This is a genomic window from Catenulispora subtropica, from assembly GCF_039531675.1.
Classification (GTDB): domain Bacteria; phylum Actinomycetota; class Actinomycetes; order Streptomycetales; family Catenulisporaceae; genus Catenulispora; species Catenulispora subtropica.
This window is the reverse complement of sequence record NZ_BAAAQM010000095.1, coordinates 1-22700: the sequence shown is the minus strand read 5'-3', so window position 1 is coordinate 22700 and position 22700 is coordinate 1. Positions and strand designations below refer to the sequence as shown.

21 protein-coding genes and 1 pseudogene are annotated in these 22700 nt (G+C 71.1%); 9 read left to right on the top strand and 13 right to left on the bottom strand.

What is annotated here, in order from left to right; genetic code table 11:
- A pseudogene (locus ABD466_RS43030) lies at positions 1-613 on the top strand (hypothetical protein); the annotation flags it as partial.
- 83 nt (positions 614-696) lie between these two features.
- Here the strand turns inward: ABD466_RS43030 and ABD466_RS43025 are convergent.
- A complete protein-coding gene (locus tag ABD466_RS43025) occupies positions 697-1314 on the bottom strand; it encodes a YqgE/AlgH family protein (RefSeq protein ID WP_344663098.1) in 618 nt (205 codons plus the stop codon).
- 279 nt (positions 1315-1593) lie between these two features.
- On the opposite strand from ABD466_RS43025, the gene murA reads away from it, so the two are divergent.
- Both murA and ABD466_RS43015 read left to right on the top strand, forming a co-directional pair.
- Positions 1594-2946 carry a UDP-N-acetylglucosamine 1-carboxyvinyltransferase gene (murA, locus tag ABD466_RS43020; protein ID WP_344663097.1) on the top strand — a complete coding sequence of 451 codons (1353 nt, stop codon included), beginning with the start codon at positions 1594-1596 and terminating at the stop codon, positions 2944-2946.
- Between the two features lie 24 nt (positions 2947-2970).
- Positions 2971-3432, top strand: a complete 462-nt coding sequence (locus ABD466_RS43015; RefSeq protein ID WP_344663096.1) for a DIP1984 family protein — start codon at positions 2971-2973, stop codon at positions 3430-3432.
- A 278-nt stretch (positions 3433-3710) separates the two neighbouring features.
- On the opposite strand, the gene ABD466_RS43010 is transcribed toward ABD466_RS43015, so the two are convergent.
- Both ABD466_RS43010 and ABD466_RS43005 read right to left on the bottom strand, forming a co-directional pair.
- Entirely contained in the window at positions 3711-4199 is a 489-nt protein-coding gene (locus ABD466_RS43010; RefSeq protein ID WP_344663095.1) for a nitroreductase/quinone reductase family protein, read from the bottom strand.
- Positions 4200-4379: 180 nt separating this feature from the next.
- Positions 4380-5774 carry an NAD-dependent malic enzyme gene (locus tag ABD466_RS43005; protein ID WP_344663094.1) on the bottom strand — a complete coding sequence of 465 codons (1395 nt, stop codon included), beginning with the start codon at positions 5772-5774 and terminating at the stop codon, positions 4380-4382.
- 300 nt (positions 5775-6074) lie between these two features.
- Here ABD466_RS43005 and ABD466_RS43000 point away from each other — a divergent pair, with 300 nt between their 5' ends.
- Positions 6075-6278: a cold-shock protein gene (locus tag ABD466_RS43000; protein WP_344663093.1), complete on the top strand. Its 204-nt coding sequence runs from the start codon at positions 6075-6077 to the stop codon at positions 6276-6278.
- 106 nt (positions 6279-6384) lie between these two features.
- Here ABD466_RS43000 and galE read toward each other — a convergent pair whose 3' ends face one another.
- The 8 genes from galE to ABD466_RS42960 all read right to left on the bottom strand — a co-directional run bounded on the left by galE (position 6385) and on the right by ABD466_RS42960 (position 14080).
- Entirely contained in the window at positions 6385-7371 is a 987-nt protein-coding gene (gene galE / locus ABD466_RS42995) for a UDP-glucose 4-epimerase GalE (protein WP_344663092.1), read from the bottom strand.
- A 73-nt stretch (positions 7372-7444) separates the two neighbouring features.
- A complete protein-coding gene (locus ABD466_RS42990) occupies positions 7445-8110 on the bottom strand; it encodes a LutC/YkgG family protein (protein ID WP_425558878.1) in 666 nt (221 codons plus the stop codon).
- Positions 8083-9543 (bottom strand): lactate utilization protein B, encoded by a 1461-nt coding sequence (locus ABD466_RS42985; protein WP_344663090.1) that lies wholly within the window; start codon positions 9541-9543, stop codon positions 8083-8085. The genes ABD466_RS42990 and ABD466_RS42985 overlap by 28 nt, the downstream gene beginning before the upstream one ends.
- A complete protein-coding gene (locus ABD466_RS42980; RefSeq protein WP_344663089.1) occupies positions 9540-10223 on the bottom strand; it encodes a (Fe-S)-binding protein in 684 nt (227 codons plus the stop codon). The genes ABD466_RS42985 and ABD466_RS42980 overlap by 4 nt, the downstream gene beginning before the upstream one ends.
- A 1-nt stretch (position 10224) precedes the next feature.
- Entirely contained in the window at positions 10225-11145 is a 921-nt protein-coding gene (locus ABD466_RS42975) for an aldo/keto reductase (protein ID WP_344663088.1), read from the bottom strand.
- A 4-nt stretch (positions 11146-11149) separates the two neighbouring features.
- Positions 11150-11908 carry an SDR family NAD(P)-dependent oxidoreductase gene (locus ABD466_RS42970; protein ID WP_344663087.1) on the bottom strand — a complete coding sequence of 253 codons (759 nt, stop codon included), beginning with the start codon at positions 11906-11908 and terminating at the stop codon, positions 11150-11152.
- Position 11909: 1 nt separating this feature from the next.
- Complete coding sequence (locus ABD466_RS42965) at positions 11910-13223, bottom strand: L-fuconate dehydratase (RefSeq protein WP_344663086.1); 1314 nt, start codon at positions 13221-13223, stop codon at positions 11910-11912.
- Positions 13220-14080 carry a fumarylacetoacetate hydrolase family protein gene (locus ABD466_RS42960; protein WP_344663085.1) on the bottom strand — a complete coding sequence of 287 codons (861 nt, stop codon included), beginning with the start codon at positions 14078-14080 and terminating at the stop codon, positions 13220-13222. The genes ABD466_RS42965 and ABD466_RS42960 overlap by 4 nt, the downstream gene beginning before the upstream one ends.
- 243 nt (positions 14081-14323) lie before the next feature.
- On the opposite strand from ABD466_RS42960, the gene ABD466_RS42955 reads away from it, so the two are divergent.
- From ABD466_RS42955 to ABD466_RS42945, 3 genes are read left to right on the top strand one after another with little or no spacing between them, the layout of a single operon-like run.
- On the top strand, positions 14324-15361 hold the full coding sequence (locus ABD466_RS42955) for a sugar ABC transporter substrate-binding protein (RefSeq protein WP_344663084.1): 1038 nt from the start codon (positions 14324-14326) through the stop codon (positions 15359-15361).
- A 7-nt stretch (positions 15362-15368) separates the two neighbouring features.
- Complete coding sequence (locus ABD466_RS42950; protein WP_344663083.1) at positions 15369-17012, top strand: sugar ABC transporter ATP-binding protein; 1644 nt, start codon at positions 15369-15371, stop codon at positions 17010-17012.
- Positions 17005-18045: an ABC transporter permease gene (locus ABD466_RS42945; RefSeq protein WP_344663082.1), complete on the top strand. Its 1041-nt coding sequence runs from the start codon at positions 17005-17007 to the stop codon at positions 18043-18045. The genes ABD466_RS42950 and ABD466_RS42945 overlap by 8 nt, the downstream gene beginning before the upstream one ends.
- Positions 18046-18245: 200 nt before the next feature.
- On the opposite strand, the gene ABD466_RS42940 is transcribed toward ABD466_RS42945, so the two are convergent.
- A complete protein-coding gene (locus tag ABD466_RS42940; protein WP_344663081.1) occupies positions 18246-18941 on the bottom strand; it encodes a FadR/GntR family transcriptional regulator in 696 nt (231 codons plus the stop codon).
- Positions 18942-19003: 62 nt separating this feature from the next.
- Here ABD466_RS42940 and ABD466_RS42935 point away from each other — a divergent pair, with 62 nt between their 5' ends.
- A complete protein-coding gene (locus tag ABD466_RS42935; protein ID WP_344663080.1) occupies positions 19004-20272 on the top strand; it encodes an alpha/beta hydrolase in 1269 nt (422 codons plus the stop codon).
- A 35-nt stretch (positions 20273-20307) separates the two neighbouring features.
- Here ABD466_RS42935 and ABD466_RS42930 read toward each other — a convergent pair whose 3' ends face one another.
- A complete protein-coding gene (locus ABD466_RS42930; RefSeq protein WP_344663079.1) occupies positions 20308-21681 on the bottom strand; it encodes an MATE family efflux transporter in 1374 nt (457 codons plus the stop codon).
- 168 nt (positions 21682-21849) lie between these two features.
- Here ABD466_RS42930 and ABD466_RS42925 point away from each other — a divergent pair, with 168 nt between their 5' ends.
- Entirely contained in the window at positions 21850-22608 is a 759-nt protein-coding gene (locus ABD466_RS42925; protein ID WP_344663078.1) for a group II truncated hemoglobin, read from the top strand.
- The last annotated feature ends 92 nt before the right edge of the window (positions 22609-22700 follow it).

Below are 22700 nucleotides of genomic sequence, written 5' to 3'. Positions count from 1 at the left end.
CGCCGCGGCCGCCGGTACCGCCGCCGGTACCGCCGCTACCGCCGCCCAGCCGCCGCAGCCCGGCGAACCCGGCCAGCCCGCCGGAGCCACCGAAGCGACCACCGAACCCGCCTGGGCCGTCCCCCCGGAAGAAGAGGCCGGCTACGGCGAGCCCGTCGGCCCGGACACGCCGAGCACCGGCATCGCCGCCACCTTCCTGCCGGGCATCGAGGCCGCCTCGGTCCTCGCGCTGCTGGTGAGCATGCTGGCGGCCGGCGCCTACCTGCTGGTCTACCCGCTGGTCCAGGCGCACAGCGCCTCTCGCACCTGGTCGGACTTCAAGAACAACGTCCCGCGCGCCCGACAGGACCCGTTCGGCACCGAGCGTGACTGGATCCAGTACCAGTCCTGGGCGCACATCATCCTGGGCCTGCTCGCGGTGCTGCTGGCGCTGCTGGTCCTCGGCCTGTGGACGGCCCGGCGGAACAAGCTGTGGTCCCGCGCGTTCGCACAGGCCGCGCTGGTGCTCGGACTCGCGGTCGTGCTCTACGGGATCCTGCTGAAGACCGGCGCGGTCGGTTCGGAGATCCCGAGCATGAAGGACATCACCGGGACGCTCAGTTCGCAGCAGTAGCCGCGGGAAACCGCCGGAAGAACCAAGAAAGGCCCGGAACCGCCGAAGAGGAACGGGACCGGGCCTTTATATACGTACTTCCGCTAATTCTGATCAGGGTCTTCCGTCCAGTTGGCCACCATCGCGATGGTTCCGCCCTGGCGCCGCAGCACCCGCCGCCACAGATCATCTGGCTCGGTCGTGAAGACGTCGCCCAGCTCCGGCTCCACCACGTACCAGGCCCGCTGCGCCAGCTCCCCGGCCAGCTGCCCGGGGCCCCACCCGGCGTACCCGGCGAAGATCCGCAGCGCGGTCAGGTCCGGGGCCAGCACCTCCGGCGGCGCGTCCAGGTCCACCAGGCCCAGCCGCCCGGAGAACTGCCGCCAGCCCAGCGGCTCCTCCCCCGGCACCGACGCCTCCGGCCGCACGCACGCGATGCCCAGCGCCGAGTCCAGCGCCACCGGGCCGCCGAGGAACACCGTGGGCGGCTCGGCCGCCAGCGGCGCCCACGCCTCCAGCACGTCGCCGACGTCCAGGCTGCCGGGACGGTTGAGGACGACGCCCAGGGTGCCGTCGTCGTCGTGGTCGACGACCAGCACCACGGTGCGGTCGAAATTCGGGTCGACCAGGACCGTGGTGGCGACCAGCAGTTTGCCGGTCAGCCGTTCCAGCGGCGTGCGGCCGCCGTCCTGCTCCCCCGCGTCGCGCCCTGCGTCCGTCATGGCAGACATGATCCCGCACCGGGCGGCCCGCTGGCGCCTTTTGCCCGAGGACCGCGCGTCCGCGACGCGGTCTTGACGCTCTGTTGACCCTCAGCGCTCGTATCAGCACGTCGCGTGGTGGCGGGACCGGCGCGCCGCACGCGGCACCGGTGCTTTCCCCTGCCCGCCGCGCGCTTAGGCGTCCGCACCCCTGTGTTCGAGTACCCTGGATCGGCCGCCGACCCGCTCCACCGCGCCCCACCGGTGCGGTCCGAAGCATCAGAACACCTACGGAGAGACATGGACCAGAGCACCGCCTCCGACGTCCTGACAGTGCACGGCGGAACCGCCCTGTCCGGCGAGGTCCGGGTCCGGGGCGCGAAGAACCTCGTGCCGAAGGCGATGGTCGCGGCGCTGCTCGGCCATGGCACCTCGGTGCTGCACAACGTGCCGGACATCTCCGACGTCAAGATCGTCACCGGTCTGCTGGAGGCGCACGGCGTCTCGGTCACCCGCGGCGCGGACCCGGACACCCTGGTCCTGGACCCGGCCTCGGTGGAGGCGGCCAGCGACGCCGCGGTCGAGGCGCACGCCGGCACCAGCCGGATCCCGGTGCTGTTCTGCGGCCCGCTGCTGCACCGCCTGGGCCGCGCGTTCATCCCGGACCTGGGCGGCTGCAAGATCGGCGACCGCCCGATCGACTTCCACCTGGACGCCCTGCGGTCCTTCGGCGCCGTGGTCGAGAAGCGCCCGGAGGGCCTGCTGATCCTGGCCCCGGAGCGGCTGCGCGGGACCCACATCCGGCTGCCGTACCCCAGCGTCGGCGCCACCGAGCAGGTGCTGCTGACCGCGGTGCTGGCCGAGGGCGTCACCGAGCTGTCGAACGCGGCCACCGAGCCGGAGATCGTGGACCTGATCGCGGTGCTGCAGAAGATGGGCGCCATAATCTCCGTCCACAACGACCGGGTCATCCGCATCATCGGCGTGGACCAGCTCGGCGGCTTCACCCACCGCGCGCTGCCGGACCGGCTGGAGACGGCCTCGTGGGCGTGCGCGGCCCTGGCCACCCGCGGCGACATCCGCGTGGTCGGCGCCAACCAGGGCGAGATGATGACGTTCCTCAACGTCTTCCGCCGCATAGGGGGAGACTTCGAGGTCGACGACACCCCCGGCGAGCCCTCGATCCGGTTCTGGCACTCCGGCGGCCCGATGCACGCCCTCGCCCTGGAGACCGACGTCCACCCGGGCCTGTCCACCGACTGGCAGCAGCCGCTGGTGGTGGCGCTGACGCAGGCGCAGGGCCTGTCGATCGTCCACGAGACGGTCTACGAGCAGCGGCTGGGCTTCACCGAGGCGCTGAACCGGATGGGCGCGCAGATCCAGCTGTACCGGGAGTGCCTCGGCGGCAGCGCCTGCCGCTTCGGCCAGCGCAACTTCCTGCACTCGGCGGTGATCTCCGGCCCGACCAAGCTGCACGGCGCCGAGCTGACCATCCCGGACCTGCGCGCCGGCTTCAGCTACCTGATCGCGGCGCTGGCCGCGCAGGGCACGTCGACCGTGCACGGCATCAGCCTGATCCACCGCGGCTACGAGGACTTCGAGGCCAAGCTGTCCGCGCTCGGCGCGGACGTGGAACTCGGCCAGCCGGCGTAGCGCGCAGACCACGGGGAGAGTCCGATGAAAGTGGCCGAGGCCCTGGCGCTGCGCGCGGACGCGGCACGCCGGATCGAACAACTGAAGGCGCGGATCGTCGCCAACGCCCGGTTCCAGGAGGGCGAGGAGCCGTCCGAGGACCCCGCGGCGCTGCTCACCGAGGCCGCCGAGGCGCTCGACGAGCTGGAGTCGCTGATCCGCCGGATCAACCGCACCAACGCGGCGGCGGTGATCGGGCCGGAGGGCACCCTCACCGACGCCCTTGCGGCGCGCGACACGCTGCGGTTGCGGCACGCGGTGGTCACCGCGGCCGCCAACGCCGCCGCCGGCGGCCCCCACAACCGCCAGCTGCGCTCGGAGCTGAAGATGCTCACCGCGCTGCCGGTCACCGACCTGCGCGCCCAGGCCGACGCGCTGGCGCGCCGGATCCGCGAGCTGGACACCCACATCCAGCGCGCGAACTGGGAGGTCGACCTGCTGGACTGAGGTCCGGCCCACGACGGCCGGGTGGAGACGGTAGCCGCCGCGGAGGCGTGCACGCCCGCGGACCGACGGGTCATTCGGTCCATCCCTGGCGCACGGAGGGCAGTGCAGGGGTTCAATTCCCCGCTTCACGACGCAGCCCAGCACGGCGCACAGGTGACAGGGCACGGCGCACAACTCACCACCACGTGCAGATCCGCGGCGGCGAGGGCGGGTCAGGGGAACTCCACTCGGCGAGGCCCGGTGGCCGCGGATCAGGATCCGCGGCCACCGGGGTCCTTCTACGGCTTCGGTGTCAGCAGGATCGCCTTCGCCCCGAGCTTGTAGGCCTCGCGCACATCCACGGGATCCGGCACGCCCTGCGCGTCGAGCGCGATGTTGTGGAACTTCGCGAAGTTGTGGTTGGCCTCGCAGAGCAGGCCGAACAGCTCGACCACGCGCTCCTCGTCGTCCACCACCTCGACCTCGGCGGTCCGCAGCCTGCCCTTGTAGCGGACCTTGAGGTCCTGGCCGGTCTCCAGGTTGCGGCTCCAGCCGAACTGCGTCCCGATCAGCACCTTCCCGTCGTGCTTGATGTAGGCGATCGGGACGGTGTAGGTCTTGCCGGTCGTGCGGCCCACGACATACAGCAGGATCAGATACTTGCCGATCCCCTTGGCCACCCCCGGGGTGCTCAAGGCCGTCTTCGTGAGCGCGTTGACCAGGCCCTGCATCGGCAGAGTCTGAGCCCGCCCGGCCGGGCGTCCAGCTGGTTCCGTCTCGGTACCCATGTCGCCGACGCTACTCCCCCGCGCCTCGATCGACCACGTTCTGCTACTGCATGGTCACGGTGGACTCGCCCTGCCCCTCGCATCACAGCGATGCCGACTTGCCTGCCTTGTCACCCCCGGACGAGCCGCGTCATCGGGGCCGGCCGGGGCCCCGATGACGACGCCGCTCCCCCGAGCGTCCTACGCGCCCTTGACCGCCTCCACCACGGCCTCGGCGACGGTCTTCGCCAGGTCGCGGTGGAACACGCTCGGCACGATGTAGCTGGGGTTCAGGTCGCTGTCGCCGACGGTGGACGCGATCGCCCGCGCGGCGGCCACCAGCACCTCGGGGGTGATGTGGTTGGACTGGGCGTCGATCAGGCCGCGGAAGACGCCGGGGAAGGCCAGCACGTTGTTGATCTGGTTCGGGTAGTCGCTGCGGCCGGTGGCGACCACCGCGGCGTGGCGGAGCGCCTCGTCCGGGTCGACCTCGGGCTCCGGATTGGCCAGGGCGAAGACGATCGCGCCGGGGGCCATGGTGGCGATGTCGTCCCCGGTCAGGATGTGCGGGGCGGAGACGCCGATGAAGACGTCGGCGCCGGCCAGCGCCTCCTTCAGGGTGCCGGTCAGGTTCCCCGGGTTGGTGTGCTCGGCGACCCAGCGCAGCTCCGGGTCGCGGTCCAGGTCGTCGCGCTCGCGGTGGACCACGCCGTGGTAGTCGGCGACGGTGATGTCGCTCGCGCCCGCGGCGATCAGCAGGCGCAGGATCGCGGTGCCGGCCGCCCCGGCGCCGGAGCCGACGATGCGGACGTCCCCGAGCTTCTTGCCGACCACCTTCAGCGCGTTGGTGAGCGCCGCCAGCACCACGATCGCGGTGCCGTGCTGGTCGTCGTGGAACACCGGGATGTCCAGCTCCTCGCGCAGCCGCCGCTCGATCTCGAAGCACCGCGGCGCGCTGATGTCCTCCAGGTTGATCCCGGCGAACCCGGGCGCGATCGCCTTCACCACCCGGATGATCTCCTCGGTGTCCTGGGTGTCCAGGCACAGCGGCCAGGCGTCCACGCCGGCGAACTGCTTGAACAGCGCCGCCTTGCCCTCCATCACCGGCAGCGCCGCGATCGGGCCGATGTTGCCCAGGCCCAGCACCGCCGAACCGTCGGTGACCACGGCGACGGTGTTGCGCTTGATGGTCAGCCGGCGCGCGTCGTCCGGGTTCTCGGCCAGCGCCAGCGACACCCGGGCCACGCCGGGGGTGTACGCCATGGAGAGCTCGTCCCGGTTGCGCAGCGCCACCTTGGAGCGCATCTCGATCTTGCCGCCGAGGTGCATCAGGAAGGTCCGGTCGGAGACCCGGCCGACCTCGACGCCCTCGATCTTGCCCAGCGCCTCGGTGACCGCCCGCGCGTGCTCCTCGCTGCTGGCCGCGATCGTGACGTCGACCCGCAGCCGGTCCCGGCTGGAGCCGGAGACGTCCAGGCCGGTGACGACACCGCCGGCGTCCTCGACGACCCGGGTGATTCCGCTCACCGCGTTGCCGTAGGAGGGCGCCTCCAGGCGTACGGTGATGGAATAGGACACGCTGGGCGAGGCGGACACGGGCGGTTCTCCTTTGGACTGCCGGGTTTCAACCGTCCAAGCCTAGAACAGCACCCCTTGCTTCAGAGCCCCGCATCGGCTAAAGGGGCGCGCGCGATATGAGCGAAACCGCCCGGGCGTGATCGCATCGTGGCTGCATCGTGATCTACCCGTTCGCCGGGGGCAGGATGATCGCGTACACTCGCAGCCAAGGTCGTAAGTTCGCGGTATTAAGGCCCAGCGGATCGAATTCCGCCGGGCCGTTCTCGTCTTGGGACCGCAGGCCGACAACAAGTTCTTCAAGCAGGAAATGAGAGCAGGATGGCTCAGGGGACAGTCAAGTGGTTCAACGGCGAGAAGGGCTACGGCTTCATCTCGCAGGACGAGGGTGGTCCGGACGTGTTCGTCCACTTCTCGGCGATCCAGACCAACGGCTACCGCTCGCTGGAGGAGAACCAGCGCGTGGAGTTCGAGGTGACCCAGGGCCCGAAGGGCGCGCAGGCGGAGAACGTCCGCCCGCTGTAAGGGTTCCGCCTTTCGCGGCAAAAAGTGAGGCCGCATCCAGACATTGTCCGGATGCGGCTTTTCGTTTGCCTTCGGGGCTTTCTTCCCGACAAAGGCAAGGCGGTCCTCACCGGTCGGAGGCGGCCCGCCGGTAGAACTCCCAGGCGTCCGCCGCGGTCCCGACCAGATCGGTGCGCTCCGGCTGCCACCCCAGCACCGCCCGGGCCCGCTCCGAGGACGCCACCAGGCGCGCCGGGTCACCCGCGCGTCGCGGCTTCTCGGTCGCCGGGATCGCGTGGCCGGTGGCCTTGCGCACCGCTTCCAGCACCTCGTAGACCGAGAACCCGGTGCCGGTGCCCAGGTTGCAGATCAAATGCTCGCCGACCTTCGCCGCGTCCAGCGCCAGCAGGTGCGCCTCGGCCAGGTCGCGCACGTGGATGTAGTCGCGGATCGCGGTCCCGTCCGGCGTCGGGTAGTCGGTGCCGAACACCGCCGCCTCCGGGGCCCGGCCCGCCGCGACGTCCAGCAGGCGCGGGATCAGGTGGGTCTCGACCTCGTGGCGCTCGCCCTGGGCGCCGTACGCGCCGGCGACGTTGAAGTAGCGCAGGGACACCGCCGCGATGCCGTAGGCCGGTGCGGCGAAGGTCAGCAGCTGGTCGGCGGCCAGCTTCGAGGCGCCGTAGGGGTTGGTCGGCACCGTGGGCGCGTCCTCGGTGATCGGCGACGTCTCCGGCTCCCCGTAGGTCGCGGCGGTCGAGGAGAAGACGATGGTGCGGATGCCGTGGTCGCGCATCGCCTCCAGCAGGTTCGCCGTGGTGGTGATGTTGTGCCGGAAGTAGCGCGCCGGCTCGGCGACCGACTCCCCGACCAGCGAGCGGGCCGCGAAGTGCAGGATCGCGTCGATCGGGCCGTCGGCGGTGACGTCCCGCAAGACGTCCCCGAGCTGCCGCTCGTCCAGCACGTCGGCGTGCCGGAAGGCGGCGCCGGCCGGGACCGCGTCCCGGTGCCCGGTCGACAGGTCGTCGACCACGGTCACGGCGTGACCGGCCTGGACCAACACCGCGGTCGTGACCGACCCGACGTACCCCGCGCCCCCAATGACCAGCAAACGCATGCTTCCGAGACCTCCAGACTGACCGGTTGGACGACCCCAGCCTAGCGGAGTTCGCAGAAATAAACAGAGTCAATCAGGAATCAACAACGAGCAGCACGGCCAGCGTCCGCGGGCCGTGCACGCCCTCGACCCGGTCGAGCTCGATGTCCGAGGTCGCGGACGGTCCGGAGATGAACGTCGTGGGCCGGTCCGGCACCAGGGCGCGGACGGCGACCGGCACGTCGGCCAGCACCTGCGAGGCGCGCACCACGCACAGGTGCAGGTCCGGAACGAGCGACAGGGCGCGGCGGCCCTGGCCGGGGCCGGCGTCGAGGACGATCGTGCCGGTCAGCGCGATGCCCTGCGCCGCCAGCGTGACGACGCCGTCGGCGGCGTCGAGCTGCGCGGCGGTCAGCGGCGGATCGTCGGCGAGCCGGGCGCCCGGGTAGGCCGCCAGCCACTCCTCGGGGAAGCCGGGTGGCACGACCAGGTCCTCGACGCCGCGCTCGCTCAGAATCCGCGCGATCTCCGCCGGAACGCCTTCGACGGCGACCCTCGTGACGCTCGCCCGGTAGTCCTCGACGCGTTCCACGAAGAGGTCGACCACGTCGCCGTCCGCGTGGCTGGCGAAATACTCGCGGGTCACCGCGACGTCTTCGGGGCGCTCGTCGTACGGCACGTCGCGCAACGCCGCGCGGATGTCGGCCAGGATCCGGTCCCTGGAGGAAGTGCTCACCGTCGTCCCGCCTTCCGCCACCATGTCCGGAACGACTCGCGCGCCGGCACCGGCACGTCCCGCGCCCCGGTCCACTTGCGCGCCGGCCCCGGCAACCACCGGCCGCCGCGGATGCCGGCGATCCGCCCGCCGAGAGCTCCCACCTTCTCCGCGAACGCCAGCCGCCGCGGGGATCCGAAGACCAGTTGCGCCCCCTTCATCGCCAGCGCCTCCGGCTTCAGCTTCCGGTCGCCGCGGTGGGCGTCCACGACCTTCGCGCGCAGGTGCACCAGCATCTCCGGGATGTCGATGCGCACCGGGCAGGCGTCGTAGCAGGCGCCGCACAGGGTCGACGCGAACGGCAGCGAGTCGGCGTGCTTCGACGAGCCGACGCCCACCAGCTGCGGGGTGAGGACGGCGCCGATCGGGCCCGGATAGACCGAGCCGTAGGAGCGGCCGCCGGTGCGTTCGTAGACCGGGCAGACGTTCAGGCAGGCCGAGCAGCGGATGCAGTGCAGCGCCGAGCGGCCCACGCGGTCCGCCAGCGTCGCCGTGCGGCCGTTGTCCAGCAGGATCAGGTGGAACTCCTGCGGGCCGTCGCCGGGCGTGACCCCCGTCCAGAGCGACGTGTACGGGTTCATCCGCTCGGCCGTGGATGAGCGGGGCAGCAGCTGGAGGAAGACCTCCAAGTCCCCGAACGACGGCAGGACCTTCTCGATCCCCATCACGGTGATCAGGGTCTCCGGCAGCGTCAGGCACATCCGGCCGTTGCCCTCGGACTCCACGACGCCGACCGTCCCGGTGTCGGCGCACGCGAAGTTCGCGCCCGACACGGCGACCTTGGCGCGCAGGAACTTCTCCCGCAGGTGCACGCGCGCCGCCTCGGCGAGCACGCGCGGCTCGGCGGTGAGGCCGTCCGGGGCCGGGACGCCGTTCTTGCCCATCTCGCGGCGGAAGATGTCACGGATCTCGGCGCGGTTGCGGTGGATGGCCGGCACCAGGATGTGCGAGGGGCGGTCACCGTCGAGCTGCACGATCAGCTCGGCCAAGTCGGTCTCGGTGGCGGTGACGCCCTCCTCGGCGAGCGCCTCGTTGAGGCCGATCTCCTGGGTGGCCATGGACTTGACCTTCACGACCTCATCCGCGCCCTTGGCCTGGACGAGCTCGACGACGATGCGGTTGGCCTCGGCGGCGTCCCAGGCCCAGTGCACGACGCCGCCGGCGGCGGTGACCGACGCCTCCAGCTGGAGCAGGTACTCGTCGAGGTGCCGCATCACGCGGTCCTTGATCTGGGACCCGGCGCGGCGCAGGGTCTCCCAGTCGTCGAGTTCGGCGACGGCGCGCAGACGCTTGTCGCGGATGGTCGTGGTGGCGTGCTTCAGGTTCCGCCGCAGCTGGTCATCCTGGAGCGCGGTGCGGGCCGCGTCCGGGAATGTGGGCGACCCCAGCCAGACGACGTTGACTTCCTCGCCGTTCATCGCGTGTCCGCCAGGATCTCGGCCAGGTGCAGGGTCCTGACACCGGACTTGATCCGCCCGAGCCCGCCGCCGATGTGCATGAGGCAGGAGTTGTCGGACGCGCAGAGGGTGTCGGCCTTCGTCGTGCGGACGTTGGCCATCTTGTCCTGGAGCATCGCGACGGACGTCTCCGAGTTCTTCATCGCGAAGGTCCCGCCGAAGCCGCAGCAGGACTCGGCTTCCGGCAACTCCACCAGGTCGATCCCCTCGACTGCGCGCAGCAGCCGCAGCGGCTTGTCGCCGACCCGCAGCATGCGCAGGCTGTGGCAGGTCGGGTGGTAAGTGACGCGGTGCGGGTAGTAGGCGCCGACGTCGGTCACGCCGAGGACGTCGACCAGGAACTCCGAGAACTCGTAGACGAGCGGGGCCGTCTCGGTGACGTGATGGTGCCGGACGTGGCCGCCGCAGGAGCCCGACGGGGTGACGACGGCGTCGTAGCCGCGGAAGGCGTCGTTGAAAGCGCCGACCAGCGACTCGGCCTCGCGCCGGTAGCCGGTGTTGTAGTGCATCTGCCCGCAGCAGGTCTGTTCCATGGGGAACTCGACCGTGTGGCCGAGGCGCTCCAGGACCGTGGTGACGGCCTTGCCGGTGTCCGGGAAGAGCGCGTCGTTGTAGCAGGTGATGAACAGCGCGACGCGCATTTCAGACCTCTGTCCACAGCGCGTCGGGGATCGGGAGGTGCGCCATCGCGACGCAGTCGACCACTTCCCTCGGCGAGCGCGCGCCGATCAGCACCGACCGGACGGCCGGATGGCGGGCCGGGAACTGGAGCGCGGCGGCGCGCAGCGGCACGCCGTGTCGCTCGCTGATCTCCTTGAGCCGCAACGCCTCCGCGAGGACGTCGGGCGCCACCTGTTGGTAGTCGTAGGTCGAACTGGGCTGCGGGTCCACCAGCAGCCCCGAGTTGAACACCCCTCCGATCACGATGCCCACCCCTCGCTCCGCGGCCGCGTCGAGCAGTTCGGTGCCCGACCGGTCCAGCAAGGTGTAGCGCCCGGCGAGCAGCACCACATCGATATCGGTTTCCCGCACGAAGCGCAACGGGATCCGGGTCTGGTTCATCCCGACGCCGACGGCCCCGATCACCCCCTCCTCGCGGAGCTTCGCCAACGCCGGGAACGCCTCCTGGAGCGCCTGCTCCTCGTGGAAGTCGGGATCGTGGATCAGCGCGACGTCGACGCGGTCCAGGCCCAGCCGCTCCAAACTCGCCTCGATCGAGCGCCGCACGCCGTCGCCGGAGTAGTCCAGCACCCGCCGGAACGCCGCGGGGACCGCGAAGCCCTCCGCGTCGGTCCCCTCGTACTCGGCGACCGGTTCCAGGATCCGCCCGACCTTGGTCGAGAGCACGAACTCGCTGCGCGGCCGGTCCCGCAGCGCCGCCCCGATCCGCCGCTCCGACAGCCCGAGCCCGTAGTGCGGCGCGGTGTCGAACGCCCGGATCCCGGCTTCCCAGGCGGCGTCGACGGTGGCGCGCGCGTCCTCGTCGGTCACCTCCGTGAAGAGGTTGCCGAGCCCGGCCCCGCCGAAGGACAGGCCGGTCAGCTCGACGTCGTTGACTCGCATGCGCCTACTGTCCCACTGGGCGCAACCGCAGGCCCGCCATTCCGCCGTCGACCGCCAGCGCCGTGCCGGTCACCGACGCCGCGGTCGGCGAGGCCAGGTACGCGATGGCGGCGGCGACCTCGTCGGCGCTCACCAGGCGGCCCATCGGCTGGCGGGCCTCCAGGGCGGCGCGTTCGGCCTCCGGGTCGGGGGCGGCGTCGAGGAGACGGCCGACCCAGGGGGTGTCGGCGGTGCCGGGGTTCACGCAGTTCACCCGGATGCCCTCGCGGACGTGGTCCGCGGCCATCGCCAGGGTCAGGGACAGCACCGCGCCCTTGGTCGCCGAGTACAGCGCGCGCTGCGGGAGGCCGGCGGTGGCGGCGATGGAGCAGGTGTTCACGATCGCGGCGTGCGCGGAACGGCGCAGGGCGGGCAGGGCGGCGCGGGTGACCCGGACCATGCCGACCACGTTCACGTCGTAGACCCGCTGCCACTCCTCGTCGGGGTTGTCCTCGACGGTGCCGGCCGCGCCGATGCCGGCGTTGTTCACCAGGACGTCCAGGCCGCCGAGGGCCTCGACCGCCCCGGCCACCGCGACCCGCACCGAGGCGTCGTCGGCGACGTCGGCCCGGAAGCCGTGCAGGCCGGCCGCGACCGCCGCGGCCGGGTCGAGGTCCAGCACCGCCACCGCCGCGCCGCGGTTGGCCAGCAGCCGCGCGGTGGCCGCGCCGATGCCGGAGCCGCCGCCGGTGACGACCGCCTTCAGCCCTTCGAAGTCCCGCATCTCACACCTCTCCTCGATCCGCGCGCCAGAACGAGCCGTCAGGGAACGAATACTCCTTCAGCGTCGCCGGGAGCATCTCCGCGGAGAAGCCCGGCACCGTCGGAGCCCGGTACGCGCCGTGCGCGATCACGGTCGGCGTCCGGAAGTGCTCGTGCAGGTGGTCCACGTACTCGATGACGCGGTCCTCGCGGGTCCGGGACAGCGCCACGAAGTCGAACATCGACAGGTGCTGCACCAGCTCGCACAGCCCGACCCCGCCGGCGTGCGGGCACACCGGCACCCCGGACTTGGCGGCCAGCAGCAGGATCGCCAGGTTCTCGTTGACGCCGCCGACCCGGGCCGCGTCCAGCTGGAGGAAGTCGATGGCCCCGGCCTGGAGCAGTTGCTTGAACACGATCCGGTTCTGCACGTGCTCCCCGGTCGCCACCTTCACCGGCGCCACCGCCGCCCGGATCGCGGCGTGCCCGAGCACGTCGTCCGGCGAGGTCGGCTCCTCGATCCAGTAGGGGGAGAACTCGGCCAGCGCCTTGACCCACTCGATCGCCTGGCCGACGTTCCAGCGCTGGTTGGCGTCGATCGCCATCCGGACGTCCGGGCCGACCGCGGCGCGGCCGGCGCGGCAGCGGCGGACGTCGTCGGCGAGGTCGGCGCCGACCTTCAGTTTGATCTGCCGGAAGCCGGCGGCCACCGCCTCGCGGGCCAGGCGGGTCAGCTTCTCGTCGGAATAGCCGAGCCAGCCCGGCGAGGTGGTGTAGGCGGGGTAGCCCTCGGCGAGCAGTTCGGCCTCGCGCTCTGCCGCGCCCTCCTTGCCGCGGCGCAGCAGCTCCAGTGCCTCTTCAGGGGTCAGCGCGTCGGTGAGGTACCGGAAGTCGACCTGCGAGACCAGCCACTCCGGGTCGGCGTCGGCCAGCAGCTTCCAGAGCGGCACGCCGGCGCGTTTGGCGGCGAGATCCCAGACCGCGTTGACGACCGCGCCGATCGCCATGTGCATGACGCCCTTCTCCGGCCCCAGCCACCGCAGCTGGCTGTCGCCGATCAGGGCGCGGTTGACGATCCCGGGGTCCGCGCAGACCTCGTCCACGTCCCGGCCGACGACGTGCTCCCGCAGCGCCTCGATGGCCGCCACCTGGACGTCGTTGCCGCGGCCGATGGTGAAGGTGAAACCGTGGCCGGACAGGCCGTCCTCGGCGTCGGTGCGCAGGACCAGGTAGGCGGCGGAGTAGTCGGGGTCCGGGTTCATGGCGTCCGAGCCGTCGAGCTCGCGCGAGGTGGGGAACCGGACGTCGTAGGTCTCGAACCCGATGATCCGGCTCATGCCCGGACCAGCTTCGAACGCTGCGTCCCGAGCCCGTCGATCGCCAGCTCGACGATGTCGCCCGGCCGCAGGTACGGGTTGCCCTCGATGCCGAGCGCGACGCCGGCCGGAGTCCCGGTGTTCACCACGTCGCCGGGTTCCAGCACCATGTGCCGGGACAGGTAGCGGACGATCTCGGCGACGGGGAAGATCATGTTCTTCGTGGTGCCGTCCTGCCGCCGCTCGCCGTTGACCGCCAGCCGCAGCCCCAGGTTCTGGCAGTCCGGGACCTCGTCCGCGGTGACCAGCCACGGCCCGAGCGGGTTGAACGTCTCACAGGACTTCCCGAGGTCCCACTGCCCCGAGCGCTCCAACTGGAACTCGCGCTCGGAGACGTCGTTGCTGACCGCGAAGCCGCCGATGACGTCCAGCGCCTCGGCGTCGGAGTCCAGGTACCGGGCCCGCTTGCCGATCACGACCGCCAGCTCCACCTCCCAGTCGGTCTTCACCGAACCGCGCGGGATGAGGATGTCGTCGTGCGGGCCGACGACCGTGTAAGGGTCCTTCATGAAGACCACCGGCCGCGGCGGGATCGGCGCGCCGGTCTCCTCGGCGTGGTCGCGGTAGTTCAGCCCGATGCAGACCACCTTGCCGGGCCGCGCCACCGCGGCCCCCACCCGCAGCCCCGCGGCCTCCTCGGCCGGGATCTCCGGCAGCGCGCCCGCCTCGTGGGCGGCGCGCACGCGGTCCGGGCCCCGGTCCAGCCAGAACGCGCGGTCCAGGTCGCCGGCGACGCCGGCCAGGTCGAGATGACGGCCGTCGGGGGCGAGCAGCACGGGGCGCTCGCGGCCGGGCTCGCCAAGGCGGAGGAGTTTCACGCCTCGGGACTCTAAGCAAACATCGGATCTATCGTCAAGCAGGGCGAGATCGTTTTCTGCATCGGTTTTCGGCCTCGGCCTGCCGTTTCTTTAAGTTGATCTCGCAGGACCCGGTAACTATTCCGAAACGAGGCCTTGCCAGCCCCCCGAACGGGGTCTATACATCGGATGACTGCACGGCGCGTGACTTGCATCACTCCCTCCGCGGATTTCCATCAATCCCCTTCTCCCAGCGAGGACGGCATGAGGCTTCACCGCACGTCGAGAACAGTTCTGGCCCTCGTGGCCGTCGTGGCGCTCAGCGCGGGCGCCTCCGCCTGCGGGCGCTCCGGGAGCAAGTCCGGCTCCGGCGGCAAGATCGGGATCGACTTCCCGCGCTCGGACTCCGACTTCTGGAACAGCTACGCCAAGTACGTGAACCAGGACGTCAAGGATCAGAAGCTGGACGCCCTGACCCCGACCAACTCCAACAACAAGACCGACGTCCTGGTCTCCAACGTCGCCACCCTGACCGGCCAGGGCGCCAAGGCCGTCGTGATGGCGCCGCAGGACACCGGCGCGATCGCCAGCACCCTGGAGGACCTGGCGGGCAAGAAGATCCCGGTGGTCAGTGTGGACACCCGCCCGGACAAGGGGCAGGTCTACATGGTCGTGCGCGCCGACAACCGCGCCTACGGCGAGAAGGCCTGCAAGTTCCTCGGCGACAAGCTGAAGAACACCGGCACCGTCGTGGAGTTCGAGGGCGACCTGACGTCCATCAACGGCCGCGACCGCTCCGAGGCGTTCGGCGACTGCATGAGCAAGACCTATCCCGGCATCAAGGTGCTCGCCGAGGCGACCGACTGGAAGGGCGACACCGCCGCGGCGAAGCTGCAGGACGCCCTGAACGCCGGCACCGTCAACGGCATCTACATGCAGGCCGGCGGCGTGTTCCTGGCGCCGACGATCTCCCTGCTCCAGCAAAAGAACCTGCTGGTGCCGCCGACCGACCCCAAGCACATCTTCATCGTCTCCAACGACGGCATCCCCGCGGAGTTCGCGGCCATCAAGGCCGGGCAGATCGACGCCACCGTGTCGCAGCCGGCCGACCTCTACGCCAAGTACGGGCTCTACTACGCCCAGCAGGCGCTGGCCGGGAAGACCTTCTCCCCCGGGCCGACCGACCACGGCTCGACGATCATCCAGCTGCCCAACGGCCTGGAGGACCAGCTGCCCGCGCCGCTGGTGACCGCCGACAACGTCGGCGACCCCTCGCTGTGGGGCAACCAGGTCGGCAAGTGATCGCGCGATGACGACGCACAACCCCCCGCACGACCTGAGGGCGGCCGGCGACCCCGGCCGCCCCGTCGCCGCCGCGATCGACGTCTCCAAGAGCTTCGGCGCCACCCGGGCGCTGATCGACGTCGGCGTCTCCGTCGCCCCCGGCGAGGCGCACGCCCTGGTCGGCCGCAACGGCGCGGGCAAGTCCACGCTGGTGTCGCTGCTGACCGGGCTGGTCAAACCGGACCGCGGCCGGATCCTGTTCGACGGCGAGCCGGCGCCGCCGGTGGCGGACCGGGCCGGCTGGCAGGCGCGGGCCGCCTGCGTGTACCAGAAGTCGACGATCATCCCGACGCTGTCGGTGGCCGAGAATCTCTTTCTGAACCGGCAGTCCGACGGGCCGCGCCGGATCAGCTGGAAGGCGCTGCGCACCCGCGCCGCCGCCCTGCTGGCCGAGTACGACATCGACGTGGACCCGGCCGCGGCCGCCGCGACGCTGGCCGTGGACCAGCGGCAGGTGCTGGAGATCGCCCGGGCGCTGTCGTTCGGGGCCCGGTTCATCATCCTGGACGAGCCCACCGCGCAGCTCGACGGCGCGAACATCGCGGCGCTGTTCGGCCGGCTGCGGCGCCTGCAGGAGGCGGGCGTCGCGTTCCTGTTCATCTCGCACCATCTGAGCGAGGTGTACGAGGTCTGCCAGACGGTGACCGTGCTGCGGGACGCCCGGCACATCCTGACCGCGCCGGTCGCGGGCCTGGACAAGGACGAGCTGATCGAGGCCATGACCGGCGAGGACCGGTCGGCGCGCGCCGAGTTCGCCGTGGACCGCTACACGCCGCCGTCGGCGGGGACGGCTCCCGCGCTGCGGATCAGCGGTCTGAGCCTGACCGGCGCGTTCGACGGCGTCGGCGTCACGGTCGGCGGCGGCGAGATCGTCGGCCTGGCCGGCGCCGGCGGCTCGGGGGCGGTGACGTTCGGCGAGACCGTGGCCGGGCTGCACCGGCCGGGCGCCGGGACGGTCGAGGTCGCGGGGCGCCCGGTGCGGACCGGCAGCGTGCCGGACGCGCTGCGCGCCGGGCTCGGGTTCGTGCCGGAGGACCGGCACGCGCAGGGCGTGATCCCGCTGCGGCCGATCGCCGAGAACATCACGCTGACCGCGACGGACCGGCTCGGCCGGCACGGCTTCTTCACCGGCGAGTCGCTGCGCCGGGCCGGCGGTGCCCTGATGCGGCGGCTGGACGTGAAGGCCGAGGGGCCGGACCAGCCGGTGTCTGCGCTGTCCGGCGGCAACCAGCAGAAGGTCGTGATGGGCCGGGCGCTGGCGAGTTCCCCCAAGGCGCTGGTGCTGATCCGGCCGACCGCCGGGGTGGACGTGAAGTCGAAGGAATCGCTGCTCGGCACGGTGCGGCAGGCCGCCGAGGACGGCTGCGGGGCGCTGCTGGTGTCGGACGAGCTCGACGATCTGCGGATCGCGCACCGTGTGCTGGTGATGTTCAAGGGCGCGGTGGTCGCGGAGTTCCCGAGCGGGTGGGGCGACGCCGAGCTGATCGCCGCGATCGAAGGGCTCGGCGGGCCGGACGCCGGCCGGGAGCCCGACCAGGACCCCGAGCAGGGCCCCGACCAGAACCACGACGGCGTCGACGCGCCGGGAGAAGGAGCCGGCCATGAGTGAGGCCACGACGCTGTCCGAGGCGACCGGGACGGCCGCCGACGCGTCCGGAGCCGCCCGCCGGACCCGGCCGAGCGGCCGGTGGCTGCGGGAGTTCTCGCTGCTGCCGGCGATGGCGCTGCTGGTCCTGATCGGGTTCATCGAGTCGCCGGACTTCCTGACCGGCGACAACTTCCTGGCGATGCTCCAGCAGTCGACCGAGCTGAGCGTGCTGGTGCTGGCCGAGGCGCTGATCCTGATCAGCGGCCGCATGGACCTGTCGCTGGAGTCGACGGTGACGCTGGCGCCGGTGGTGGCGCTGTGGCTGGTGCTGCCGACGTCCGGCAACCGCTTCAACGGCCTGGGGTTCGGGGCCGCGTGGCTGGCGATCCCGGCCTGTCTGCTGGTGGGGGCGGCGGTGGGCGCCGTCAACGGCTTCCTGATCCTGAAGATGAACCTCAACGGCTTCGTCGTCACCCTCGGGATGCTGACCATGCTGCACGGCCTGGTGATCGTGATCGACGGCGGGCAGACCATCTTCACGCTGCCGCCGTCCTTCGCCTACCTGGGCCGCCACGACTGGCTGGGGCTGCCCGCCTCGGTGTGGGTGTGCGGGCTGCTGTTCGCCGTCGGCATCGCGGCCCTGGGCTGGTACCGCCACGGCCGCGCGCTGTACGCGATCGGCGGGAACCCGGCCGCGGCCAAGGCGGCCGGCATCCGGGTGGAACGCACGATCTGGATCGTGCTCATCATCGGCTCGATGCTGGCCGCCTTCGCCGGGATGCTCTACACCGGCCGCCTCGGCTCGGCCTCGGCGAGCCAGGGCACCGGCAAGATCTTCGAGGTGTTCGCCGCGACGGTGATCGGCGGCGTGAGCATGAACGGCGGGCGCGGCTCGCTGTTCGGCGCCCTGACCGGCGTGCTGACGCTGAAGCTGATCGAGAACGTGCTGACCTTCGGGCACGTGTCTGCGCAGGACATCGAGTTCTTCAACGGGGTGGTGATCCTGGTGGCGCTGATCGTGTCGCGGTACACGTCGGGGGCGGCACAGGACTAGCGCCGGAGTACATCATCGAACCATGACTGACACGACAGGAGACGTCAGGCCGAGGAACTGGACCCGGCGCCGCGTGCTCGCGGCGGCGGGCGTCCAGTCGGCTCTGGCGGCGTGCTCGTGCTGGCCCTCCAGGTTCCGGCGGCCCTGGCGGCCTACCGTGCGGCTCGCGCCGCGCGCGAGCCGAAGTCCGTCGTCCTCGTCTAGGAAGCCGCGCTCCGGTCCTCGCTCAGCGTCTTGCGCAGCCACTGCTCGATGCTGACGATGTGGATCGTCGCCCACGCCCGGGCGCCCTCGGAGTCCCGCTCGGCCAGCGCGTCGAGGATCGCGTTGTGCTCCATCAGCGTGCGGGTCAGGGCGCCCTCCTGTGTCAGGCCGCGCCAGACACGGGCGCGTGTGGTCGGGCCGGAGAGGCTGTCCAGAAGGGAGGCCAGGACCACGTTGCGGGAGCAGGCGGCGATCCGGCTGTGGAACTCCAGGTCGTTGCGGACCAGGTCCTCGACGGTGGGCGCGTTGCCGATCAGCTCCAGGTGCGCGCGCAGGCCCGCGACCTCCTCGTCGGTGATGCGCTGGGCTGCCATGGCGGTGGCGGCCGGCTCCAGGATGCGGCGGACCTCCAGGAACTCCAGGACGGTGTCGTCGCGGTGGAAGTCCACCACGAAGCTCATCGCCTCCAGCAGCCGCGCCGGCTCCAGGCTGGTGACGTAGGTGCCGTCGCCCTGTCGCACGTCCAGGACGTGGATCAGGGACAGCGCGCGCACCGCCTCGCGCAGCGAGCTGCGGGACAGGCCCAGCTCGGAGGCCAGGTCCGCCTCCTTGGGCAGGCGGTCCCCGGGCCGCAGCCGGCCCTTGATGATCATTTCTTTGATCTTCTCGATCGCCTCGTCGGTCACCGCCATGGCGCCATTCTGCCAGCGCCGCTTACCGGGTCTTGACACGCCGGTGGCCGATGATCCTTCATGTGGACGTGTCGTTGCTGGGCGGGTGGCTGCCGTGGACGCTGCGGGCGCTGACGGTGGTGCTGGTGGCGGCGGTGATCGGCCGGCGGCGGCTGCGGGACCGGAGGTTCCTCGTCCGGCGCCTGCCGGCGGTACTGGGCGGCGCGGCACTGTTCGGGGTGCTGTGCGCGGTGCTGGTGCGGACCGTGTTCGCGATCACCGATCCGCTGCCCTTCGGATTGTGGTTCTGGCTGGCGGTCGCGGCGCTCGCGGCGTGCCTGGGCGCGGTCTGCTGGCGCGGGTCACGCTGGTGGCAGCGGACGGCGGCGCCGTGCGCCCTGGTCATGGCGCTGCTGACAGCGGGCGACGCCCTGGACATCGGTCTGGGCTACTACCCGACGCTGGCCGACATGTACGGCGAACTGACCGACCAGGCGCTGCCGCAGCAGATCAGCATGGATCAGCTGGGGGGCATCCACGGCAACACCACGACCGGCCGCATCGTCGCGGTGACGATCCCCGCCACGCCCAGCGGCTTCCAGCACCGCACCGAGTACGTGTACCTCCCGCCGGCGTGGTTCCGGTCCGTCCACCGTCCCAAGCTTCCGGTGGTCGAGATGATCGGCGGGGAGTACGCGGTGCCGGACAACTGGGTCCGGGCGGGCAACGCGGTCAAGACCGCCGACGCGTATGCCGCCACGCACCACGGGTTCGCGCCGGTGCTGGTGTTCGCCGACGCCTCCGGCGGGTTCAAAGTGGACACGGAGTGCGTCGACGGCACGGCGGGCAAGGCCGCGGACCACCTGGTGAAGGACATACCGGCGTTCGTGGAGAAGAACTTCGGGACCTCCACGGCCCCTGCGAAGTGGGCGATCGCGGGATGGTCGATGGGCGGCACCTGCGCCGTCACCCTGGCGGTGACGCACCCGGGCGTCTTCAACCACTTCCTCGACATCTCCGGCGACCTGGGGCCCAACATGGGCGACAAGGACTCGACCATCAGCAAGCTCTATGGCGGCGACGCGGCGGCCTATGCGGCGAACGACCCGATGACCGTGCTCGGGAAGCACAAGAAGTTCCCCAAGGGCTTCTCGGGGATGTTCGCCGATGGGGACACCGAGGACAAGCACATCCAGCAGGCGCATCAGCTGGCCGCTGCCGCGAAGAAGGACGGAGTGACTTCGGAGGTCTACGTCGCGTCCGGGAAACACTCGTGGACGTTCGCGCAGGCGGCGTTCCAGGAGGAGTTGCCGTGGCTGGCGAAAGCGTTGCAGGTGCCGGGGGCGAAGTAGTCCGTCGCCCGGGTGTCCGGGGCACAGCGCCAACGTCACGGTGTCTGGGTCGCAGCCGCCACTTCTCCGGTCGCCACCACATCGTCCGTCGCCGTCTCGGCGACCAGCCCGGCGCCGGTCACGATCCACCGATCGGTGCGGATCCGGGCGGTGAGGACGGTCAGGCGCGCGAGCATGAACACACCGAGCGCCCACCACAACCCGACCAGGCCGCCGTCGAAGTGATAGCTCGTCAGGGCCGCGACCAGATACGCGGCCGTGGTCGCGGAGCCGGCCCACGCCAGGTAGCGGCCGTCGCCCGCGCCGATCAGGATGCCGTCGAGGACGAACACCGGGGCGGAGATCGGGAGGAAGAGCACCTCCAGGAGCAGGACCTGGCTCAGGAGGTCGCGGACCGCCTGGTCGTCGGTGAACAGCGGGATGAAGAGCTGCCGGGTCGCCAGCACCACCAGCCCGAGGACCACGCCGGTGACCACGCCCCACTGCATCGTGCGGCGGGTGGCTCGGCGGGCGCCCGCCACGTCCGAGGCGCCGAGCAGCTGGGAGATCCACGCTTGTCCGGCGATCGCCAGAGCGTCGAGGACGAGCGCCAAGAAGCCCCACAGCGACCACGCGACCTGCTGGGCCGCCAGCGCCTCGGTGCCGTAGCGCGCGGCGAGGATGGTTCCGGCGAGCAGGGCGATGCGGAGCATTATCGTGCGGACGAGGAGAGGAATCGAGGCGGTCGCCGCCTGTTTGATGCCCTCGCGGTCGGGTCGCAACGGTGCTCCATAGGTGCGCGCGGCCCTGTATACGACCCCTGCGTAAGCAGCCGCCATCCCGTACTGCGTCAGCACGGTCCCCGTCGCCGACCCCGCGATGCCCATCCCCGCCGAGTAGACGAGCACGAGGTTCAGGACGACGTTCGCGCCCGCACCGGTCGCCGCCACGACGAGCGTCGTCCGGATGTCCTGCAACCCGCGCAGGACTCCCGTGGAGGCCAGCACCAGCAGCATGGCCGGCTGGCCCAGCGACGCGATCCGCAGATACGTGACCCCATACGGCACCGCCTCATGCGACGCGCCGAACATGCGCACGAGCGGCTCGGCGAACACGATGCCGGCGAGGCCGAGCACCGCACCCAGGATCACGCCGAGCCACATGCCGTCGACACCCTGCCGCACCGCGCCCGGCAGATCGCCCGCACCGATGCGGCGACCGACAGCGGCGGTGGTGCCGTAGGCGAGGAACACGCAGAGGTAGGTCAGGGTCGCCAGCAGGGCGCTCGCCGCGGCGAGGCCCGCCAACTGCGGCGTCCCGAGATGCCCGACGATCGCCGAGTCCGCCAGCAGGAACAACGGCTCGGCCACCAGGTTCCCGAGCGCGGGCAGGGCCAGGCGCAGCAGGTGCCGGTCTTCGGCGGAGGTCATCGGCGATCCCTGAGGATAGGACGAGGCGGCACGTTCGATGTCATAGGCACTAAGTCGCCACGCATGTTACATCCGAGCGACGTCGCCGCACAGACACACCGCATCCGCCATAGTGTCTGTAATCAAGTAATCATTTGGCAGGCAAGTCCATCCAGCAGGAGGCTCGCAGTGATCGTCGAGTACATCCGGTACCACATCCCCGCCGACCGCGCGGCCGACTTCGAAGCCGCCTACGGCCGCGCCGCCGCGAGCCTGGCCGCCGCGCCGCAGTGCGTCGACTACGAACTGTCGCGCAGCGTCGACGAACCGGAGAGCTACGTCCTCCGCATCACCTGGAACTCGGCGAAGGACCACCTTGAGGGCTTCCGCGGCGGCGAGCACTTCCCGGCCTTCTTCACCGAGATCAAACCCTACGTCTCCGACATCCAGGAGATGCGGCACTACGAGAAGACCGCCGTACGCGGCGACGGCGGCGCGGTCCCCAGCCTCTACGAGTGGCTGGGCGGCGGCGAGGCACTGCAACGTCTGACAGAAGCCTTCTATCGCGAGGTGCTGAAGGACGAGCTGCTGATCCCCCTGTTCGCAGGCATGGACCCGCAGCATCCGAAGCACGTCGCACTGTGGCTCGGCGAGGTGTTCGGCGGACCTGCGGCATACACCGAGCACCAGGGCGGCTACCGTCACATGGTCTCGCGCCACCTCGGGCGTGGGATCGAGGAACGGCAGCGCCGACGGTGGGTCAGCCTGCTGATGGATGCGGCCGACGAGGTCGGGCTGCCCGACGACCCTGAGTTCCGGGCCGCGTTCGCGAGTTACATCGAGTGGGGTACGCGGTTGGCGGTGATCAACTCGCGGCCGGGGGTGGAGGCTTATGACGCGCCTATGCCGAAGTGGAGTTGGGGTGGGCATCCGCCGTATCGGGGGTAGGGCGGTGGGGTGGGGCGGTTGGGTAGAGCGGCTCTTCATGGTGCGGTTGGGGTGTGGGTTTTAAAGGCTTGATACGACCTTCGGCCATGGTG

Excerpts from the sequence above, each read along its gene's own strand:
- ABD466_RS42985 (WP_344663090.1), bottom strand. The coding sequence starts at position 9,543 with ATGAACGGCGAGGAAGTCAACGTCGTCTGGCTGGGGTCGCCCACATTC.
- galE (WP_344663092.1), bottom strand. The coding sequence starts at position 7,371 with ATGCGTTTGCTGGTCATTGGGGGCGCGGGGTACGTCGGGTCGGTCACG.
- murA (WP_344663097.1), top strand. The coding sequence starts at position 1,594 with ATGGACCAGAGCACCGCCTCCGACGTCCTGACAGTGCACGGCGGAACC.
- ABD466_RS43015 (WP_344663096.1), top strand. The coding sequence starts at position 2,971 with ATGAAAGTGGCCGAGGCCCTGGCGCTGCGCGCGGACGCGGCACGCCGG.
- ABD466_RS42970 (WP_344663087.1), bottom strand. The coding sequence starts at position 11,908 with ATGCGGGACTTCGAAGGGCTGAAGGCGGTCGTCACCGGCGGCGGCTCC.
- ABD466_RS42950 (WP_344663083.1), top strand. The coding sequence starts at position 15,369 with ATGACGACGCACAACCCCCCGCACGACCTGAGGGCGGCCGGCGACCCC.
- ABD466_RS42955 (WP_344663084.1), top strand. The coding sequence starts at position 14,324 with ATGAGGCTTCACCGCACGTCGAGAACAGTTCTGGCCCTCGTGGCCGTC.
- ABD466_RS42930 (WP_344663079.1), bottom strand. The coding sequence starts at position 21,681 with ATGACCTCCGCCGAAGACCGGCACCTGCTGCGCCTGGCCCTGCCCGCG.
- ABD466_RS42965 (WP_344663086.1), bottom strand. The coding sequence starts at position 13,223 with ATGAGCCGGATCATCGGGTTCGAGACCTACGACGTCCGGTTCCCCACC.
- ABD466_RS42940 (WP_344663081.1), bottom strand. The coding sequence starts at position 18,941 with ATGGCGGTGACCGACGAGGCGATCGAGAAGATCAAAGAAATGATCATC.
- ABD466_RS43025 (WP_344663098.1), bottom strand. The coding sequence starts at position 1,314 with ATGACGGACGCAGGGCGCGACGCGGGGGAGCAGGACGGCGGCCGCACG.
- ABD466_RS42990 (WP_425558878.1), bottom strand. The coding sequence starts at position 8,110 with ATGGTGGCGGAAGGCGGGACGACGGTGAGCACTTCCTCCAGGGACCGG.
- ABD466_RS43010 (WP_344663095.1), bottom strand. The coding sequence starts at position 4,199 with ATGGGTACCGAGACGGAACCAGCTGGACGCCCGGCCGGGCGGGCTCAG.
- ABD466_RS42975 (WP_344663088.1), bottom strand. The coding sequence starts at position 11,145 with ATGCGAGTCAACGACGTCGAGCTGACCGGCCTGTCCTTCGGCGGGGCC.
- ABD466_RS42980 (WP_344663089.1), bottom strand. The coding sequence starts at position 10,223 with ATGCGCGTCGCGCTGTTCATCACCTGCTACAACGACGCGCTCTTCCCG.
- ABD466_RS42945 (WP_344663082.1), top strand. The coding sequence starts at position 17,005 with ATGAGTGAGGCCACGACGCTGTCCGAGGCGACCGGGACGGCCGCCGAC.
- ABD466_RS43000 (WP_344663093.1), top strand. The coding sequence starts at position 6,075 with ATGGCTCAGGGGACAGTCAAGTGGTTCAACGGCGAGAAGGGCTACGGC.